The sequence below is a fragment of the Ramlibacter montanisoli genome (genome assembly GCF_013087525.1).
GTDB lineage: Bacteria > Pseudomonadota > Gammaproteobacteria > Burkholderiales > Burkholderiaceae_C > Ramlibacter > Ramlibacter montanisoli.
Map to the genome: position 1 here is coordinate 1,502,525 of NZ_JABFCS010000001.1, position 19,773 is coordinate 1,522,297.

Annotated in this window: 9 protein-coding genes and 5 pseudogenes; 10 read left to right on the forward strand and 4 right to left on the reverse strand. The window is 70.1% G+C overall.

The window, feature by feature from the left end; genetic code table 11:
* The first annotated feature begins 73 nt into the window (after positions 1-73).
* From HK415_RS07675 to HK415_RS07690, 4 genes and pseudogenes are all read left to right on the forward strand, one after another.
* A pseudogene (locus HK415_RS07675) lies at positions 74-951 on the forward strand (metal-dependent hydrolase).
* A pseudogene (locus tag HK415_RS07680) lies at positions 951-1,746 on the forward strand (ABC transporter substrate-binding protein). The pseudogenes HK415_RS07675 and HK415_RS07680 overlap by 1 nt, the downstream one beginning before the upstream one ends.
* Complete coding sequence (locus HK415_RS07685) at positions 1,644-2,798, forward strand: Bug family tripartite tricarboxylate transporter substrate binding protein (RefSeq protein WP_373684636.1); 1,155 nt, start codon at positions 1,644-1,646, stop codon at positions 2,796-2,798. The pseudogene HK415_RS07680 and the gene HK415_RS07685 overlap by 103 nt, the downstream one beginning before the upstream one ends.
* 118 nt (positions 2,799-2,916) lie before the next feature.
* Positions 2,917-4,403: pseudogene (locus HK415_RS07690) on the forward strand (gamma-glutamyltransferase family protein).
* A gap of 2 nt (positions 4,404-4,405) precedes the next feature.
* Here the strand turns inward: HK415_RS07690 and HK415_RS07695 are convergent.
* A complete protein-coding gene (locus HK415_RS07695) occupies positions 4,406-5,380 on the reverse strand; it encodes a Bug family tripartite tricarboxylate transporter substrate binding protein (protein WP_171563235.1) in 975 nt (324 codons plus the stop codon).
* A gap of 72 nt (positions 5,381-5,452) precedes the next feature.
* On the opposite strand from HK415_RS07695, the pseudogene HK415_RS07700 reads away from it, so the two are divergent.
* The 3 genes and pseudogenes from HK415_RS07700 to HK415_RS07705 all read left to right on the forward strand — a co-directional run bounded on the left by HK415_RS07700 (position 5,453) and on the right by HK415_RS07705 (position 10,184).
* Positions 5,453-7,485 (forward strand): annotated as a pseudogene (locus HK415_RS07700) (peptidase U32 family protein).
* 45 nt (positions 7,486-7,530) lie between these two features.
* Positions 7,531-8,340, forward strand: a complete 810-nt coding sequence (locus HK415_RS27530) for an HAD-IC family P-type ATPase (RefSeq protein WP_507236448.1) — start codon at positions 7,531-7,533, stop codon at positions 8,338-8,340.
* The gene (locus HK415_RS07705) at positions 8,274-10,184 is read left to right on the forward strand and encodes a cation-translocating P-type ATPase (protein WP_507236460.1); all 1,911 of its coding nucleotides are present in this window, start codon (positions 8,274-8,276) and stop codon (positions 10,182-10,184) included. Before HK415_RS27530 ends, HK415_RS07705 begins: the two co-directional genes overlap by 67 nt.
* 13 nt (positions 10,185-10,197) lie before the next feature.
* Here the strand turns inward: HK415_RS07705 and purL are convergent.
* Positions 10,198-14,164 (reverse strand): annotated as a pseudogene (purL, locus tag HK415_RS07710) (phosphoribosylformylglycinamidine synthase).
* Between the two features lie 144 nt (positions 14,165-14,308).
* Here purL and map point away from each other — a divergent pair.
* The 3 genes from map (at position 14,309) to HK415_RS07725 (ending at position 18,779) form a co-directional block, all read left to right on the forward strand.
* On the forward strand, positions 14,309-15,070 hold the full coding sequence (gene map / locus HK415_RS07715; protein ID WP_171557874.1) for a type I methionyl aminopeptidase: 762 nt from the start codon (positions 14,309-14,311) through the stop codon (positions 15,068-15,070).
* A gap of 65 nt (positions 15,071-15,135) precedes the next feature.
* Positions 15,136-17,745: a [protein-PII] uridylyltransferase gene (locus HK415_RS07720; protein ID WP_253261806.1), complete on the forward strand. Its 2,610-nt coding sequence runs from the start codon at positions 15,136-15,138 to the stop codon at positions 17,743-17,745.
* 32 nt (positions 17,746-17,777) lie between these two features.
* On the forward strand, positions 17,778-18,779 hold the full coding sequence (locus HK415_RS07725; protein WP_171557878.1) for a Bug family tripartite tricarboxylate transporter substrate binding protein: 1,002 nt from the start codon (positions 17,778-17,780) through the stop codon (positions 18,777-18,779).
* 21 nt (positions 18,780-18,800) lie between these two features.
* On the opposite strand, the gene HK415_RS07730 is transcribed toward HK415_RS07725, so the two are convergent.
* Entirely contained in the window at positions 18,801-19,067 is a 267-nt protein-coding gene (locus tag HK415_RS07730; RefSeq protein WP_216369751.1) for a GlsB/YeaQ/YmgE family stress response membrane protein, read from the reverse strand.
* A gap of 122 nt (positions 19,068-19,189) precedes the next feature.
* On the reverse strand, positions 19,190-19,729 hold the full coding sequence (gene def, locus HK415_RS07735; protein WP_171557880.1) for a peptide deformylase: 540 nt from the start codon (positions 19,727-19,729) through the stop codon (positions 19,190-19,192).
* Positions 19,730-19,773: the final 44 nt, after the last annotated feature.

Below are 19,773 nucleotides of genomic sequence, written 5' to 3' on the forward strand. Positions count from 1 at the left end.
GGGCGTGTACCTTCGTTCCAATCGCGCGATGCCGGCCCTTTCGGTTGGCATGCCAACAACGATGGAGAAGGCCATGAGGAAACTCGGTTCCCTGCTGTTCACCGCCGCGGCGCTCGCGCTCGCCGGCTGCGCCGCCCCCACCCGGGTCACCGCCCCCGCACCTGCGGTGCAGGTCCAGGCCGGCACGCTGCCGATCGCGGCCGGCAAGACCGAGGTGCTGTGGCTCGGGCAGGCCAGCGTGCGCATCACCACGCCGGGCGGCAAGGTGATCATGATCGATCCCTGGCTCAAGACCAACCCGAAGACGCCGGCCAACTGGAAGGACCTGGGCGCGCTCGGCAAGATCGACCTGATCCTCGTCACCCACGCGCACTTCGACCACTTCGCCGACGCCCCCGAACTGGCGAAGATGCACAACGCGCCCATGTACGGCCCGGCCGGCATGAACCAGACCGTGTCCACCTACGGCATCCTGCCGGCCAACCTGGCGCCGCGCTTCGGCAAGGGGGCACCATCCTGCCCTTCGGCCCGACCGGCCCCAAGATCACCGCGGTGCGCGCCGAGCACTCCTCCGAACTGGCGTTCAAGGACGCCGCCGGCAAGGACATCGTGCTGCCCGGCGGCGAGCCGGTGGGTTTCATCATCGAGATGGAGAACGGCTTCAAGGTCTGGCACATGGGCGATACCGGCGTGTTCGGCGACATGCGCCTGATCGGCGACATGTACCGCCCCGACGTGGTGCTGATCCCGATCGGCAACCACTTCGTGATGAGCCCGCAGGACGCGGCCATGGCGCTGCGCGACATGATCCGGCCGCGCTATGCGATCCCGATCCATTACGGCACCACGCCGCAGCTGCGCGGCACGCCCGCCGAACTGCTCAACGCCATGGGCGGCGCGGCGGTGCCGATGATCCTGGTGCCCGAGCCCGGCCAGAAGTACGCGTTCTGATGACGACGCGCCGCATCTTCTGCGCGGCCGCGGCCGGCGTGCTCGCCGGCTGCGCTTCGACCCCGGGCTCGCCTTCCCCGGCCGCGCGGGCCGAGCTCGGTTCCACCGGCAAGCTGCGCGCCGCCATCAACTACGGCAACCCCATCCTCGCCTCGCGCGGCGAGGACGGCCAGCCGCGCGGCGTGTCGGTGGACCTGGCGCGCGAAGCCGCGCGCCGCCTGAACCTGCCGATCGAGCTGGTCACCTTCACCTCCGCCGGCAACGTGGTCGAGGCGGTGAAGGCGCGCACCGTGGACCTGGCCTTCGTCGCCATCGACCCCGTGCGCGGCGCCGACATGGAATACACCGCCCCCTACGTGATCATCGAAGGCGCCTACTTGGTGCGCAACGCCTCGCCGCTGCAGCGCAACGAGGACGTGGACCGCGCCGGCACCCGCATCGCCGTCGGCCGCGGCAGCGCCTACGACCTCTTCCTCACGCGCGAGGTCAAGGCCGCCACGCTGGTGCGCGTGCGACCTCGCGCCGGTGGTGGTCGACGAATTCCTCAAGCAGAACCTGGAAGTGGCCGCCGGGGTCAAGCAGCAGCTGGAAGCGGACGCGCGGCGCGTCGGCGGCCTGCGCCTGCTGCCGGGCCGCTTCATGGTGATCCAGCAGGCGATGGGCGTGCCCAAGGGCCGCACCGCCGCGCAGGCCTGGCTCAGTGCCTACATCGAGGAAATGAAGGCTTCGGGCCAAGTCGCCCAGGCCCTGCAACGCCACCGCATCGAAGGCGCCGCCGTGGCGCCGCTGTCCTGAGCCGCGCGGGCACGGACATTGCACAGAGACTGCTTTCCAGCCTCACCGAGGAAGCCATGAACCCGCTGAAGTCCCCCTCCTCCCGTGCCCGCGGCCTGCGCCGCATCGGCGCGGCCCTCGTGCTCGGCCTGTCCGCAATCGCGGCGAGCGCGCAGTTCCCCGACAAGCCGGTCACCATGGTGCTGTCCTTCCCGCCTGCCGGCGCGACCGACATCCTGGCGCGCGCGGTGGGCCAGGAGATGAGCAAGACGCTCAAGCAGTCGCTGGTCATCGACAACAAGCCCGGCGCCGGCGGCAACATCGGGCTGGCGGCGGCCGGACGCGCCGCACCCGACGGCTACACGGTGTACATGGCCGCCGTGACCAACGCCGCGATCGCTGCCGCGGCCTACCCGCCGCAGCAGGTGCACCTGATGAAGGACTTCGTGCCGGTGGCCGGCGTCGCCATCGTGCCGCACATGCTGGTGGTGCCGGCCACGCTGCCGGTGCGCAACGTCAGCCAGCTGGTCGCCCTGGTCCGGCAGGAGCCCGGAAAGCACAACTTCGCCTCGCAGGGCGTCGGCACGCTCTCGCACCTGGAATCCGAGATGCTCAAGGCCGCCGCCAACCTGGACATCGTGCACGTGCCCTACAAGGGCAGCTCGCTGGCACTGCCCGACCTGATCGCCGGCAACGCCAGCATGATGTTCGACAGCATCCCGGCGTCCATGCCGCACGTGAAGGCGGGCAAGCTGCGCGTGCTGGCGGTCGCCTCCAGCCAGCGCATGCCCATGCTGCCGGACGTGCCGACGGTGGAGGAAAGCGGCCTCAAGGGCTTCCGCGCGGACAACGTGTTCGGCGTGATGGCGCCCAAGGGCACGCCGCCGGCGGCGCTGGAAGCGCTCACGCGCGCGGTGCGCGCGGCGGTCGAGGCGCCCGAGCTGCGCCAGCGCCTGCAGGAACAGGGCGTGGAGCTGCGCTTCACGCCGCCGGCCGAATTCGCCAAGGTGGTGGACGAGGAATTCAAGACCTGGGCGCGCGCCGTGCAGCAGGCCAAGGTCAAGCTCGAGTGAACGCATGACCGGAACCTCCGCCTTCTGGGACTTCCCCTACACCTCGCAGCGCATGCCGCTGCTGGCCCGCAACGTGGTCAGCACCTCGCAGCCGCTGGCAGCCACCGCCGGCGCGCTGATGCTGGCACGCGGCGGCAATGCGGTCGATGCCGCCCTGGCGGCGGCCATCACGCTGACCGTGGTGGAGCCCTGCATGAACGGCATCGGCGGCGATGCCTTCGCGATCCTGTGGGACGGCCAGCGCCTGCATGGCCTCAATGCCTCGGGCCGGGCGCCGCGCCGCTGGACGCCGGAACATTTCGCCAAGTACGACGCCATGCCGCTGCGCGGCTGGGATTCGGTGACGGTGCCCGGGACGGTCTCCGCCTGGCGCGCGCTGTCCGACCGCTTCGGCACCCTCCCCTTCGCCGAACTGTTCGAACCGGCGCTGCGGCATGCGCGCGAAGGCTACCTGGTCTCGCCGACCGTGCAGCGCCAGTGGCAGGCTCAGGTGCCCGAGCTGCTGCCGCAACCGGGCTTTCGCGAGGCCTTTGCCCGCACCGGCGCGGCACCGCAGCCGGGGAAGTGTTCATCTGCCCCGGCCAGGCCGCGACGCTGGAGCGCATCGCCGCCAGCAAGGGCGAGGATTTCTACCGCGGCCGCCTGGCCAAGGCGATCGCCGACCACGCGCGCGCCACTGGTGGCCTGATCGACGAGGAGGACCTGGCGGCGCACGAGTGCGACTGGGTCGAGCCGCTCTCGATCGCCTACCGCGGGCTGGTGCTGCACGAGATCGGCCCCAGCGGCCAGGGCATCGCGGCGCTGATGGCGCTGGGCATGCTCGCGACCCTGGACCTCAAGGGGGCGGGATTCGACACCGCCCTGTCGCACCACCTGCAGATCGAGGCGATGAAGCTCGCCTTCGCCGACCTCCAGGCCTACGTGGCCGACCCTGATGCGATGCGCATCGTGACGGCGGAACAGCTGCTGTCGCCGCAGTACCTGGCCTCGCGCGCACGCCTGATCCATCCGGATCGCGCCGCTCCCGCCCGCGCCGGCGCTCCGCACAGCGGCGGCACGGTCTACCTGACCGCGGCGGACCAGAAGGGAATGATGGTTTCCTTCATCCAGTCCAACTTCAAGGGCTTCGGCTCCGGCGTGGTGGTGCCCGACACCGGCATCGCGCTGCACAACCGCGGCTGGGGCTTCACGCTCAAGCCCGGCCACCCGAACCAGGTGGCGCCGCGCAAGCGCCCCTTCCACACCATCATCCCCGGCTTCCTCACGCGTGGCGGCATGCCCCTCATGAGCTTCGGCCTGATGGGTGGTTCCATGCAGGCGCAGGGCCACCTGCAGGTCGTGGTGCGCGTGGCCGACCACGGCCAGAACCCGCAGGCGGCCAGCGACTCGCCCCGCTGGCGCATCCTGGACGACAACAGCACGGTGGCGGTGGAGTGGAATTTCCCGCCGGAAGCGGTCGAGGGATTGCGGGCCCGCGGCCACGAGGTGCGCATGGCCAAGCGCTTCGACACCGAGTTCGGCTCGGCGCAGCTCGCGCTGAAGACGGAGCACGGCTACATCGCGGCGTCGGACCACCGCAAGGACGGCTATCCGGTGGGCTTCTAGGCCTACTGCACGACCAGCTTCTTCTCGCTGATCAGCTTGCGCCACTTCGCCGTTTCGGCGGCGACGGTGGACGCCATCTGCTGCGGCGTGCCGCCGGTGGGCACCGCGCCCAGCTGCGCCATCCGCTTCTGCAGCTCAGGGTCCTTCAGTGCCGCGTTGTAGGCGGCGTTGACCTTGTTCACCACGTCCTGCGGCGTGCCGCGCGGGGCGTACAGGCCGAACCAGTTGCTCACGTCGAAGCCCTTCAAGCCCTGCTCGTGCAGCGTCGGCACCTCGGGCAGGAAAGGCAGGCGCTTGAGGCTGGTCACGCCCAGGATGCGCAGGCGCCCTTCCTTGATGTGCGGCATGGCGGTGACCACGTTGTCCATCAGCATGTGCACCTGCCCCGACACCATGTCGTTGAACACCAGCCCGGTGCCGCGGTAGGGGATGTGCGTCATGAAGACCCCGGCCTGCGCCTTGAACAGCTCGCCGGTCAGGTGGCTGTTGGTCCCGTTGCCGCTGGAGCCGAAGTTGAGCTGCCCCGGCTTGGCCTTCGCGACCCGGATGAACTCCTGCAGGTTCTCGGCCGGCACGGTCTTGGACACCATCATCACCGTCGTGGTGCTCGCCACGTCGATGATGGGCACGAAGTCGCGCTCCACGTTGTACGGCGTCTTCGGGTTGACGATCGGGCCGATGGAGTGCGTGCTGCCGGTGGCGATCAGCAGCGTGTAGCCGTCCGGGTCGGCCTTCGCCACGAATTCGGAGCCGATGGTGCCGCCCGCCCCCGGCTTGTTGTCGATGACGATGGCCTGGCCCAGCTTCTCCTGCGCGTACAGGCTCATCGCGCGCGCCAGCACGTCGGTAGCGCCGCCCGCCGGGAAGGGGACGACCAGTTTCACGGGGCGGGCGGGATAGGCCTGGGAGGCCGCGCTGCCGGCGGCGGCAGCCAGGCTCAGCGCGAACAGCAGGCGGGAAAAAGTGCGTTTCTTCATGGGCGCGGTGGAGTGGGCTTTCAGGATCATAGGTGCAGCAAGGGGCGTGCCCTCGTAAAATCCCGGGCTTCCATGTCCCTCCTGAACCACCAGCTGGAGCTGCTCGCTCCCGCCCGTGATGCCGAGATCGGCATCGAGGCGATCAACCATGGCGCGGACGCCGTCTACATCGGCGGCCCCGATTTCGGCGCGCGCGTGTCGGCGAGCAATTCCGTGCAGGACATCGAGCGGCTCGCCAGGCACGCGCACCGCTTCGGCAGCCGGATCTTCGTGACCCACAACACCATCCTGCGCGACGACGAACTGGAAGCGGCACGCAGGATGGCCTGGGACGTGTACCACGCCGGCGCCGACGTGCTGATCATCCAGGACATGGGCCTGCTGGAGCTGGACCTGCCCCCGATCCAGCTGCATGCCAGCACGCAGACCGACATCCGCACGGTGGAGAAGGCCAGGTTCCTGCAGGACGTGGGCTTCTCGCAGATGGTGCTGGCGCGCGAGCTGACGCTGGAGCAGATCCGCGAGATCCACGCCGCGCTGGACCCCGAACGCTGCAAGGTGGAGTTCTTCATCCACGGCGCGCTGTGCGTGGCCTACAGCGGCCAGTGCTACATCAGCCATGCCCACACCGGGCGCAGCGCCAACCGCGGCGACTGCTCGCAGGCCTGCCGCCTGCCCTACCACGTGGTGGACGCCCAGGGCCGCTTCGTGGCGCACGACAAGCACGTGCTGTCCATGAAGGACAACAACCAGAGCGCCAACCTGGCCGCCCTGGTGGACGCGGGCGTGCGCAGCTTCAAGATCGAGGGCCGCTACAAGGACATGGGCTACGTGAAGAACATCACCGCCCACTACCGCAAGCTGTTCGACGAACTGATCGAGGCGCGCGAAGGCTCGGACTTCCCGTTGGCACGGGCGTCCAGCGGCCGCACCACCTTCAGCTTCACGCCGGACCCCGACCAGAACTTCAACCGTGAGTTCACCGACTACTTCGTCAACGGCCGCAAGGACGACATCGGCGCCTTCGATTCGCCGAAGAACCCCGGCCGCGAGATCGGCTGGGTGACCAAGGTCGGCGCCGACTGGATCGAGCTGGAACTGGACGACGCGCACGCCCTGCTGCACAACGGCGACGGCCTGTGCTACTTCGACCTGCAGAAGGAACTGGTGGGCGTGGCCGTGAACCGGGCCGAGCCTCTTTCTCCCTCCCCCCTCCGGGGAGGGTCGGGGTGGGGCGCTGGCGCGTCTCGCCCAAGGACCCCATCGCCGCCCTGCGCGACCTGCGCAAGGGCACGCGCATCAACCGCAACCGCGACATGGACTGGGTGCGCACGCTGGAGAAGAAGTCCAGCGATCGCCGCATCGGCGTCTGGGCCAGCCTCGGCGAGACGGCCGACGGCTTCGTGCTGCAGCTCACCGACGAGGACGGCTTCGTCGGCGAAGCCTCCGCGGCCTTCGACAAGCAGCCGGCCCGGGGCGACGCCGCCCAGGCGCTGGCCGCGTTGCGCGAGCACCTCGGCCGCTTCGGCACCACGCTGTTCGCGCCGCTGGACCTGCAGGTGCAGCTCTCGCAGCCCTGGTTCGTGCCGCCCTCGCTGGTCAACAGCCTGCGCCGCGACGCCGTGGCCGCCCTCGAAGCGGCGCGCGCCGACGGCTACCGGCGCCCGCAGCGGGGCCGGCCGGTAGAGCCGCCGGTGCCCTACCCCGAGGACACCCTCAGCTACCTGGCCAACGTGTTCAACCAGAAGGCGCATGACTTCTATGCGAAGCACGGCGTGAAGGTGGTCGGCGCGGCCTACGAGAGCCACGAGGAGCTGGGCGAGGTCAGCCTGATGATCACCAAGCACTGCGTGCGCTGGTCCATGAGCCTGTGCCCCAAGCAGGCCAAGGGCGTGGTGGGCGTCAAGGGCACGGTCAAGGCCGAGCCCCTGCAGTTGATCAACGGCAGCGAGAAACTCACCTTGCGCTTCGACTGCAAGCCCTGCGAGATGCACGTGGTCGGCCGGATGAAGAAGTCCGTGCTGAACGAGCAGGCGCGCCAGGCACAGGCCGTGCCGCTGAAGTTCTACCGCACCCGCCCCGGCAAGCAGTCCGCGCAGGCTTGACGCTTCTCAAGCCCGGGCCCGGCGGCACGGGGATACTTCGGGCCCATGGAGAGCCCGGCTAGCCCACCGAACCACGACTGGCACCTGCGCGAGGCCGACGAGGTCGCGCGCGCGCACGGCGTGGACACCCACCTCGGCCTCGACCTCGAGGAGGTGCAGGCGCGCGCCGGTCGCCACGGACCCAACGAGCTGCCCGCAGCCCCGCCGCGCAGCCTGGGCGGGCTGGTGGCGGAGCAGTTCAAGGACCTGATGATCGTCGTGCTGATCGGCGCCGCGCTGCTCTCGGGCGTGCTGGGCGACTGGGTCGACACGATCGTGATCGTCATCATCATCGTGCTCAACGCCACCATCGGCGTGGTGCAGGCCTGGCGGGCGGACCGCGCGCTGGCCGCGCTGCGCAAGCTGGCGGCGGCGCAGGCCGTGGTGGTGCGCGCCGGCAGCACGCACAAGGTCGCGGCGCACGAGCTGGTGCCCGGCGACGTCGTGCTGCTGGAAGCCGGCAACCAGGTGCCCGCCGACCTGCGCCTGATCGAGGCCGCGCAACTGCGGGTGGACGAATCGGCGCTGACCGGCGAATCGGTGACCGTCGCCAAGCAGACCGCGGTCCCGTGCGGCGAGCTGCACGCGCTCGGCGACCGCCTGAACATGGCCTTCAAGGGCACCACGGCCACGCAGGGCGCGGGCGCGGGCTGGTCGTGGCGATCGGTCCGTCCACCGAACTGGGCAAGATGGCGGGCCTGCTGGCCGAAGGCGGCTGGGAGCCGACGCCCCTGCAGCGCCGCCTGGGCGTGTTCGGCAAGCGGCTGGCCGTCGCGGTGCTGGTGGTCTGCGCGATTGTGTTCGTGGTGGGACTGATGCGCGGCGAGCCGCCGCTGCTGATGCTGCTCACCGCCGTCAGCCTGGCGGTCGCGGGCATCCCGGAAGCGCTGCCGGCCGTCATCACGGTGCTGCTGGCGCTGGGCGCGCGGCGGATGGTGGAGTTCAACGCGCTGGTGCGCCGGCTCGCTTCGGTGGAGACGCTGGGATCGGTGACCTGGGTCTGCTCGGACAAGACCGGCACGCTGACGCAGAACCGCATGCGCGCGGAGGTCGCCGTGCACGCGCAGGGCCTCACCTGGCACGCCGGCGAGGCCGCACCGGCGGCTTCCGAGCTGCTGCGTGCCGCGGCGCTGTGCAACGACGCGCAGCCCGCCCCCGGGGGCGGCTGGCAGGGCGATCCGACCGAAACCTCGCTGGCCGAGCTGGCAGCGGCGGCCGGCCTGCAGCACGAGGCGCTCGATGCGGAACTGCCCCGCGTGGGCGAACAGCCCTTCGACTCCGTCCTCAAGCGCATGACCACCTACCACCAGGCCGCGGACGGCGTGGTGGCGTACACCAAGGGCGCCCCCGAGGCGGTGGTCCCGCTGTGCGAGGCGGCGTGGCACGCCGAAGGTCCGCGGCCGCTCGATGCGGGGGAATGGACACGGCAGGCCGAGGCGCTCGCCGCCCAGGGGCTGCGCGTGCTCGCCCTGGCGCGGCGCGACTTCGCCCGCGTCCCGGACGACGACACGCCTGCGTCGGAGGTGGAAGGCCGCTTGCAGCTGCTCGGGCTCGTCGGCCTGATCGATCCGCCCCGCGCGGAAGCCGCCGCCTCCGTGCGCGAATGCCTGCAGGCGGGCATCGCGGTGGCCATGATCACGGGCGACCACCCGGCGACTGCGCGGGCGATCGCGCTGCGCCTGGGGATCGTGTCCGATGCCCATGCCACGGTGCTCACCGGCGCGCAGCTGGCGAAACTGGACGACGCGACGCTCGCCGCGCGCGCCCGCCAGGTGCGCGTGTACGCACGCGTCGACCCGGCGCAGAAGATCCGCATCGTGCAGGCCCTGCAGTCCCAGGGCGAACTGGTCGCGATGACGGGCGACGGCGTCAACGACGCGCCTGCCCTGCAGCGCGCCGACATCGGCGTGGCCATGGGCCGTGGCGGCACCGACGTGGCACGCGAGGCTTCCAGCCTGGTCCTGCTGGACGACAATTTCGCCACCATCGCCGCCGCCGTGCGCGAGGGCCGGCGCATCTACGACAACATCCGCAAGTTCGTGCGCTATGCGATGACGGGCAATTCCGCCGAGATCGGCGTGATCTTCCTGGCGCCCCTGGTGGGCTTGCCGCTGCCGCTGCTGCCGATCCACATCCTCTGGGTCAACCTGGTCACCGACGGCCTGCCCGGCCTGGCGCTGGCCGCGGAACCGGCGGAGGAAGGCGTGATGCAGCGCCCGCCCCGCCCGCCTACGGAGAGCCTGTTCGCGCGCGGCCTGTGGCAGCACGTGCTGCTGGTGGGGCTGCTGCTGACGGGCCTGTGCCTGGGCGTGCAGGCCTGGGCGCTGCGCAGCGGCAACATGCACTGGCAGACCATGGTCTTCACCGTGCTCACCCTCGGGCAGATGGCGCACGTGCTGGCGATCCGCTCGGAAGCGACGCCCCTGTGGCGCCTGGGCCTGCGCAGCAACCTGCCGCTGCTGCTGGCGGTGCTGCTCACCTTCCTGTTGCAGCTGGCGACGATCTACCTGCCCGTGCTCAATCCGGTGTTCCGCACCGAGCCGCTGTCGCTGGGCGAACTGGCGATCTGCCTGGCCGCCGCCTCGCTGGTGTGGGTGGCGGTGGAATTGGAGAAGGCCTGGCGGCGACGGCACGCGCCGGCGCGGCTGCAGCCGGCCTGAGCCGGCCGCGCCCTCAGCCGACCCACTTGCGGGCGTTGTGCCAGATCTGCATCCAGGGGCTGGATGCGCCGCGATCGCCCGAAGTCCACGACATCTGGACGTTGCGGAACACGCGCTCCGGGTGCGGCATCAGCGCGGTGAAGCGGCCGTCCGCCGTGGTCACGCCGGTCAGGCCGCCGGCCCCGCCGTTCGGGTTGAAGGGATAGCGCTCGGTCGGCTGGCCGTGGTTGTCGACGAAGCGCAGCGCGCCGATCGCCTGGCCCGGGTCGCCGCGCTGCGCGAAGTTGGGGAAGCCCTCGCCGTGCGCCACCGCGATCGGCAGGCGCGCGCCGGCCATGCCCCGCAGGAACAGGCTGGGGGACTCGAGCACCTCCACCATGGACAGCCGCGCCTCGAAGCGCTCGCTGCGGTTGGTGGTGAAGCGCGGCCAGGCCTGCGCGCCGGGGATGATGTCCGCCAGCTCCGCGAACATCTGGCAGCCGTTGCACACGCCCAGGCCGAAGGTGTCCTGGCGGGCGAAGAAGTCCTGGAACTGGCGCGACAGCACCGGGTTGAAGGTGATGCTGCGGGCCCAGCCGATGCCGGCGCCCAGCGTGTCGCCGTAGCTGAAGCCGCCGCAGGCGACCACGCCGATGAAACCGGACAGCGCATGGCGGCCGGTCTGCAGGTCGGTCATGTGCACGTCCACCGCGTCGAAGCCCGCCTCGGTGAAGGCATAGGCCATCTCCACGTGGGAGTTGACGCCTTGCTCGCGGAGGATGGCGACCTTGGGGCGGGTCGTTGTGATGGCGGGAGCGCCCCCACCCCAGCCCTCCCCGGAGGGGGAGGGAGAAAGACGTGAAGGCCAGGATCCGCCGGATCCCCTGCCGCCGCATGCTCGCTGTCCGCGCAGGCCGGGTTGTCGCGCTGCTGGCAGATCTTCCAGCTCACGCTGTCCCAGACCTGGTGCAGGTCGGCCAGCTTCGCGCCGAACACCGCGCGGGTATCGCGCCAGACCTGCACTTCGCCCTTGCCGACCTCGATGGTGGAATCGGCCGGTCGTGTCTTGCCCACGAAATGCGCGTGCTTCGACAGGCCGTGCTTGCGCAGCACCTGCATCACCTCGTTGCGCTCGGCGGTGCGCACCTGCAGCACGACGCCCAGTTCCTCGTTGAACAGCGCCTTGAGCGTCAGTTCCTCGCGCCGCGCGCTGACCTGCGTCGCCCAGTTCTTGGCGTCGCCGTATTCGGCGCGGCTGTCGCTGATGCCGTCGCCTTCGGTGACCAGCATGTCGATGTTGAGCGCCACGCCGACATGGCCGGCGAAGGCCATCTCGCAGGCGGCGGCGAACAGGCCGCCGTCGCTGCGGTCGTGGTACGCGAGGATGCGGCCCTGCGCGCGCAGCGCATTCACCGCGGCGACCAGGTTCACCAGGTCCTGGGGGTCGTCGAGGTCCGGCACTTCGCCGCCGGGCTGTCCCAGCACCTGCGCGAGGATGCTGCCGCCCATGCGCTTGCGCCCCCGGCCGAGGTCGACGAGGACCAGCGTGGTGTCCTGGGTCGCCTCGAGCTGCGGCGTGAGCGTGCCGCGCACGTCCGCCACGCTGGCGAAGGCGCTCACGATCAGGCTGACCGGCGAGGTGACCTTCTTGGCCTGGCCGCCTTCGCTCCACTGGGTGCGCATCGACAGGCTGTCCTTGCCCACGGGAATGGACACGCCCAATTGCGGGCACAGTTCCATGCCGACCGCGCGCACCGTGTCGTACAGCGCGGCGTCCTCGCCCGGCTCGCCGCAGGCGGCCATCCAGTTGGCCGACAGCTTCACGCGCGGCAGCTCGATGGGGGCGGCCAGCAGGTTGGTGATGGCCTCGGCCACGGCCATGCGGCCGGAGGCGGGACCATCGACCGCGGCCAGCGGCGTGCGCTCGCCCATGCTCATCGCCTCGCCGGCGAAGCCCTTGAAGTCCGCCAGCGTGACGGCGCAGTCGGCCACCGGCACCTGCCAGGGCCCGACCATCTGGTCGCGGTGCGTGAGGCCGCCGACGGTGCGGTCGCCGATGGTGACGAGGAAGCGCTTGGAGGCGACCGTGGGATGCGCCAGCACCTTGATCGCCGCCTCCTGCAGGTCCACGCCCGTCACGTCCAGCGGCTGGAGCGCGCGCGCGACCCGCTTCACGTCGCGGTGCATCTTGGGCGGCTTGCCGAGGAGGACGTCCATGGGCATGTCGACGGGGGTGTCTGTTCCCTCGTCGGCCACCACCAGCTGGCGCTGTTCGGTCGCGACGCCGACCACCGAGAACGGGCAGCGCTCGCGCTCACAGAAACCCCGGAACAGCTCCAGGGACTCGGGCGCGATCGCCATCACGTAGCGTTCCTGGCTTTCGTTGCACCAGATTTCCTTGGCCGCCAGGCCGGATTCCTCCACCGGTACCTTGCGCAGGTCGAAGCGCGCGCCGCGCCCTGCGTCGTTGGTCAGCTCGGGGAAGGCGTTCGACAGGCCGCCGGCGCCCACGTCGTGGATCGCCAGCACCGGGTTCTTCTCACCCAGCGCCCAGCACTGGTTGATCACTTCCTGCGCGCGCCGCTCGATCTCGGGGTTGCCGCGCTGCACCGAGTCGAAGTCCAGTTCGGCGGTGTTGGTGCCGGTGGCCATCGACGAAGCGGCGCCGCCGCCCATGCCGATGCGCATGCCCGGCCCGCCCAGCTGCACCAGCAAGGTGCCGGCGGGGAACTGGATCTTGTGGGTGAGGCCGGCGTCGATCGAGCCCAGGCCGCCCGCGATCATGATCGGCTTGTGGTAGCCGCGGACCACGCCCGCCACTTCCTGCTCGTACTCGCGGAAGTAGCCCAGGAGGTTGGGCCGGCCGAATTCGTTGTTGAAGGCGGCGCCCCCAGCGGGCCCTCGGTCATGATCTGCAGCGGGCTGGCGATGTGCTCCGGCTTGCCGAACTTGCCGTCCCACAGCTTGGACACGGTGAATCCGGTCAGGCCCGCCTTGGGCTTCGCGCCCCGGCCGGTCGCGCCCTCGTCGCGGATCTCGCCGCCGGCGCCGGTGGAGGCGCCCGGGAAGGGGGAGATCGCGGTGGGATGGTTGTGCGTCTCCACCTTCATCAGCACGTGGTGGGTGGCGCTGCCCTTGCGGTACAGGCCGCCCTCCGCCGGCAGGAAGCGCTCCACCGCGTGGCCTTCCATCACCGACGCGTTGTCGGCGTAGGCGACGATCGTGTGCTCGGGATGCGCCTGGTGCGTGTTGCGGATCATGCCGAACATGCTCTTGTCCTGCGGCACGCCGTCGATGGAGAAGGAGGCGTTGAAGATCTTGTGCCGGCAGTGCTCGCTGTTCGCCTGCGCGAACATCATCAGCTCCACGTCGGTCGGATTGCGCCCGAGGCCGCCGAAGGCCTGCACCAGGTAGTCGATCTCGTCGTCGGCCAGCGCCAGGCCGAAGCGGCGGTTGGCCTCTTCCAGCGCGCCGCGGCCGCCGCCCAGCACGTCCACGTGCTCCATGGGCTGCGCCTGCAGCTCCGTGAACAGGCGCTCGGCTTCGGCCAGGCTGGGCACGACGCTCTCGGTCATGCGGTCGTGCAGCAGGGCGGCCACGGCCTGCAGCTGGGCGGGTTCGAGCCTGGACTTGCTCAGCCAGCCCGAGGCCATCTGCAGCCGGTATTCCACGGCCCGTTCGATGCGACGGATGGCGAGGCCGCAGTTGTGGGCGATGTCGGTGGCCTTGGAAGCCCAGGGAGAAACGGTGCCCAGGCGCGGCGTGACCACCAGCAGCGGCCCGTCGCCGGCACCAAGATAGGGCTCGCCATAGGTCAGCAACGCGGCCAGCCGCTCGCGCTCCTGCGGCGTGAAGGCATGGTCGCTGGCCACCAGGTGCACGTAGCGGGCGGCGATGCCCGCGATCTTGGGATGCACCGCTTGCAGGCGCGGCAGGAGTTGCTGGATCCGGAAGTCGCTGAGGGCCTGTCCGCCCTCGAACTCGGTGATGTGCAGGGACACTGTCTGTAGCCTGTCTGGGGAGTGAACCCACAGGCCGCTGACTGGGGCCTGCGAGAACCCGGCATTCTACCTGCGAGGGATTTCTCCCTCTGGAATAATCGGGTCCATGGGCATCACCGTAAAGACGAATCAGGCATCCAGGGGATGCGCACCGCCGGCCGGCTGGCGGCGGAGGTCCTGGACCACCTCACGCCCTTCATGAAGCCGGGGATCACCACCCGCGAGATCGACCGCCTCGCGGCCGAGCACATGAAGAAGCAGGGCAGCACCTCCGCCACGCTGGGTTACCAGCCGGCGGGCTACCCCTACCCGGCTTCGCTGTGCACCTCGGTGAACAACGTGGTGTGCCACGGCATCCCGAACGACAAGCCGCTGAAGAAGGGCGACATCGTCAACGTCGACGTCACCGTCATCAAGGATGGCTGGTACGGCGACACCAGCCGCATGTTCATCGTCGGCGAGGCGTCGATTGCCGCCAAGCGCCTGGTGCAGATCACCTACGACGCGATGTGGCACGGCATCGTGCAGGTCAAGCCCGGCGTGCGGCTGGGCGACATCGGCTGGTCGATCCAGAAGTTCGCCGAGAGCAACGGCTTTTCCGTGGTGCGCGAGTTCTGCGGCCACGGCATCGGCCGCAACTTCCACGAGGAGCCGCAGGTCCTGCACTACGGCAAGCCCGGCACGCTGGAGGAACTGGTGCCCGGCATGACCTTCACCATCGAGCCCATGATCAACGCCGGCCGGCGCGACGTGAAGGAGTTCGGCAACGACGGCTGGACCATCGTCACCAAGGACCATTCGCTGTCGGCGCAATGGGAACACACGGTGCTGGTCACGCAGAGCGGCTACGAGGTGCTGACCCTGTCCGAGGGCAGCCCGCCGCCGCCGGCCTTCGTGAAGGGATGAAGCCCTCCGTCATCCCCGCGGAGGCGGGGACCCAAGGCGTCCAGGCCGGCCCTGGAGCGCAAGCCTTGGGTTCCCGCCCGCGCGGGCATGACGGTGTTTCGGTCCGCGACGGCTACCGGGCCCGCAAGGCCCAGCTCCTCACCGCGCTGCAGTCCGACGGCGGCTCCACCCGCAGCATCAAGTCGCTGCTGCAGGCGCTGGCGCAGGCCGCCGACGACGCCCTCAAGGGCCTGTGGCAGAACGCGGGCATGCCGGCAGGGGTGGCGCTGGTGGGCGTGGGCGGCTTCGGCCGCGGCGAGCTCTTTCCGCATTCCGACGTCGACGTGCTGCTGCTGATGCCGGACGGCATCTCCTGCGACCACGACGCCACGCTCAAGCGCCGCGTGGAGCAGTTCATCGGCAGCTGCTGGGACTCCGGCCTGGAGGTCGGCTCCAGCGTGCGCACCGTGGAGGAATGCCTGGCGGTGGCGGCGGGCGACGTGACGGTGCAGACCTCGCTGCTGGAGTCGCGCCTGGTCACCGGCTCGCGCAAGCTGTTTTCCACCTTCCAGGAGCGCTTCCGCGCGCAGGTCGACCCGCGCGCCTTCTTCACGGCCAAGACCCTGGAGATGCGCCAGCGGCACACCAAGTTCGAGAACACGCCCTACGCGCTGGAGCCGAACTGCAAGGAGTCCCCGGGCGGCCTGCGCGACCTGCAGGTGATCCTGTGGGTGTCCAACGCGGCGGGCTTCGGCCGCAGCTGGGACGAGCTCGCGCGCACCGGGCTGGCCACCGCCTTCGAGGCGCGCCAGATCAAGCGCAACGAGGCGCTGCTGTCCACCATCCGCGCGCGCCTGCACGTGGTGGCCGGACGGCGCGAGGACCGGCTGGTGTTCGACCTGCAGAACGCGGTGGCCGAGTCCTTCGGCTACAAGGCGGTGGTCCGCCCCGACGGGCGTACGCTGCAGCGCCCGAGCGAGCGGCTGATGAAGCGCTACTACTGGGCGGCCAAGGCGGTCGCCCAGTTGAACCAGATCCTGCTGCTGAACATCGAGGAGCGCCTGAATCCGGCCGCTTCCGAAGCCCGCCCGATCAACGAGCGCTTCTCCGAGAAGGCCGGGATGATCGAGGTCGCCAGCGACGACCTCTACCTGAAGAACCCCCGCGCGATCCTGGAAACCTTCCTGCTGTACCAGGCCACGCCGGGCATCAAGGGCCTGTCGGCCCGCACGCTGCGCGCCCTGTACAACGCGCGCAAGGTGATGGACGCGAACTTCCGCAACGACCCGCAGAACCATGCCACCTTCCGCGCCATGCTGATGCAGCCGCGCGGCATCACGCACGCGATGCGGCTGATGAACCAGACCTCGGTGCTCGGGCGCTACCTGTGGGTGTTCCGGCGCATCGTCGGCCAGATGCAGCACGACCTGTTCCACGTCTACACCGTGGACCAGCACATCCTGATGGTGCTGCGCAACGTGCGGCGCTTCTTCCTGGCCGAACACGCGCACGAGTACCCCTTCTGCTCGCAGCTGGCCGCCGGCTGGGACAAGCCCTGGATCCTGTACACGGCCGCGCTGTTCCACGACATCGCCAAGGGCCGCGGCGGCGACCATTCCGACCTGGGTGCGCGCGAGGTGCGGCGCTTCTGCCGCCAGCACAAGATCGACGCCGAGGACTGCAAGCTGATCGAGTTCCTGGTACGAGAGCACCTGGCCATGAGCCGCGTGGCGCAGAAGGAGGACCTGGGCGACCCGGCGGTGATCCAGTCCTTCGCGCAGCGCGTGGGCAATGAGCGCTACCTCACCGCCTTGTACCTGCTGACGGTGGCCGACATCCGCGGCACCAGCCCGAAGGTGTGGAACGCCTGGAAGGGCAAGCTGCTGGAGGACCTGTACCGCTACACCCTGCGCGCGCTGGGCGGCGGCACGCCCGACCCCAAGGCCGAGATCGAGGCGCGCAAGCACGAGGCGCTGGTGCAACTGCAGCTGTTCGCCCTGCCCTTCGAGGCGCACAAGAAGCTGTGGGACACGCTGGACATCGGCTACTTCATGCGCCACGACGCCGGCGACATCGCCTGGCACACGCGCCACATCTCGCGCCACGTGGGCACCGCCAAGGTGCTGGTGCGGGCACGCATGTCCGCCGTGGGCGAAGGGCTGCAGATCCTCGTGTACACCAAGGACCAGCCCGACCTGTTCGCGCGCATCTGCGGCTATTTCGACCAGGCCGGCTTCAGCATCCTGGACGCCAAGATCCACACCGCCACCAACGGCTACGCGCTGGACACCTTCCAGGTGGTCACGGCCATGATGCCCGACCACTACCGAGAGCTGTGCAGCATGGTCGAATCGGAACTGGCCAACACCGTCGCCGCCGCGGGCCCGCTGCCGCCGCCCAGCCGCGGGCGCGTGTCGCGCCGGGTCAAGAGCTTCCCGGTCACGCCGCGCGTGGAACTGCACCCCGACGAGAAGGCGCAGAACTGGCTGCTGTCGATCTCCGCCAGCGACCGCGTCGGCCTGCTCTATTCGATCGCGCGGGTGCTGGCCCGCCACAAGCTGAACCTGCAGCTGGCCAAGGTGACGACGCTGGGCGAACGGGTCGAGGACACCTTCCTGATCGACGGTCCCGAGCTGCAGCAGAACCGGAAGCAGATCGAGATCGAGACCGAGCTGCTGGAAGCGGTCGGCTCCTGAGGCGGCCCAGCCGGATTCCTTATGATCCGGAGATGATCCATACGCTGAACACTTCGGCGCGCCGCGCTTTCGTGCTGCTTGCCCTCGCCGCCGCCACCGGCGCCGCATTCGCCCAGAAGGCCCCCGCTGCCGCCGCCAACTGGCCCACCAAGCCGGTCCGCATCCTGGTCGGCTTCCCCGCCGGCTCCACGCCCGACCTGGTGGCACGCACGATCTCCGAGCCGCTGTCGCGGGCGCTGGGCCAGCCGGTCATCGTCGACAACAAGCCGGGCGCCGGCGGCAACATCGCCGCCGACATGGTGGCCAAGGCGACCGACAACCACACGATCGGCGTGCTGATCAACGGCAACATGACGATCGCCAAGCTGCTCAACCCGGCGACGCCCTTCGATCCGCAGAAGGACCTGGCGCCCATCAGCCTGATCGGCACCGCGCCGCTGCTGCTGACGGCGCCGGCGGACGCGCCCGGCAAGGACGCCCAGGAGTTCTTCCTGGCGGCGCGCAACGCCGGCACCAAGTGGAGCTACGGCACGCCCGGCATCGGCACGGTCGGCCACATCGGCATGGAACTGCTCAAGAGCAAGACCAACATCGACCCGGTGCACGTGCCCTACCCGGGCAACCCGCAGGTGATCAACGCCATGCTGGGCGGCCAGGTGCACCTGTCGCTGCTGCCGCCGGGCCTGGCCGGCCCGCAGATCCGCGCCGGCAAGCTCAAGGCGATCGGCGTCACCTCCAGCGGCCGCAGCGCCCTGGTGCCCGAGTACCCCAGCCTCGACGAGCAGGGCGTGCGCGGCTTCCAGCTGGAGATCTGGACCGCCGCCGCCGCGCCGAAGTCGCTGCCGCGCCCGGTGGTGGACAAGCTGTCGCGGCTGATCGCGGAGATCGTGCGCACGCCGGAAGTTCGTCAGAAGCTGTTCCAGCAGGGCTGGCAGGTGGCGGGCACCTCGCCCGAAGGCCTGGCCAACCGCGTGCGGCAGGAGACCGCGCTGCTCGGCGGCGTGATCGCCATGCGCGGCATCAAGGCGCAGTAGGCAGCGCCGGACGGGAAGGGCTCAGCGGCGGACCGTGCGGCTCTTGCCGGAACGCAGGGGCCCGACGGCCCCGCGCATCATCTTCAGCAGGGTGAGCATCACCACCGCGCCGAGGATGCCCATGCCCAGGGCGGCGACGGAAAAGCCGGGGGCCGGCGCCGCGGAACGCAGCAGGTCGACGACGAACTCACCGCCGATGAAGGCGCCGAACACGCCCACCAGCACTTCCTCCAGGCGTTGCACCTTGCCCGTGGACCCCATGAGGGTGCCCGCCAGCCAGCCGAGCACGGCGCCGATGGCGCACCAGAGATAGAAGTTGATCGGGGATCCTCGCCATGGAAGCCATGGAGGCCCATGGTGACAGGGTTCGGACCGGCCGCCCGCCTTTATTTCGGCCCGAAACAGGCCGCTCAGTCGTCGTCGCCGGCGTCCAGGCCCGGGAACAGCACCTCGGTGAAGCCGAATTTCGTGAAGTCCCGCACCCGCATCGGGTAGAGCTTGCCCACCAGGTGGTCGCATTCGTGCTGCACCACCCGCGCGTGGAAGCCCTCGGCTTCCCGGTCGATCCGGTTGCCCTGTTCGTCGTAGCCGGTGTAGCGGATGCGCCGCCAGCGCGGGACCACCGCCCGCAGGCCGGGCACCGACAGGCAGCCTTCCCAGCCGTCCTCTTCCTCGTTGCCCAGGGGCGTGATGATCGGGTTCACCAGGACGGTGCGCGGCACCGGCGGCGCATCCGGGTAGCGCGGGTTGGCCGCGTCGCTGCCGAAGATCACCACCTGCAGGTCCACGCCGATCTGCGGCGCCGCCAGGCCGGCGCCGTTGGCGGCGGCCATGGTGTCCTGCATGTCCGACACCAAAGCGCGCAGCTCCGGGGTGCCGAAGGCCTGCACCGGCTGCGCCAGCCGCAGCAGGCGCGGATCCCCCATCCTGAGTATTTCCTTGACCGACATGGCGGAAGCATACCGAATGGGGCATGGCACCACGGGGACTTGCC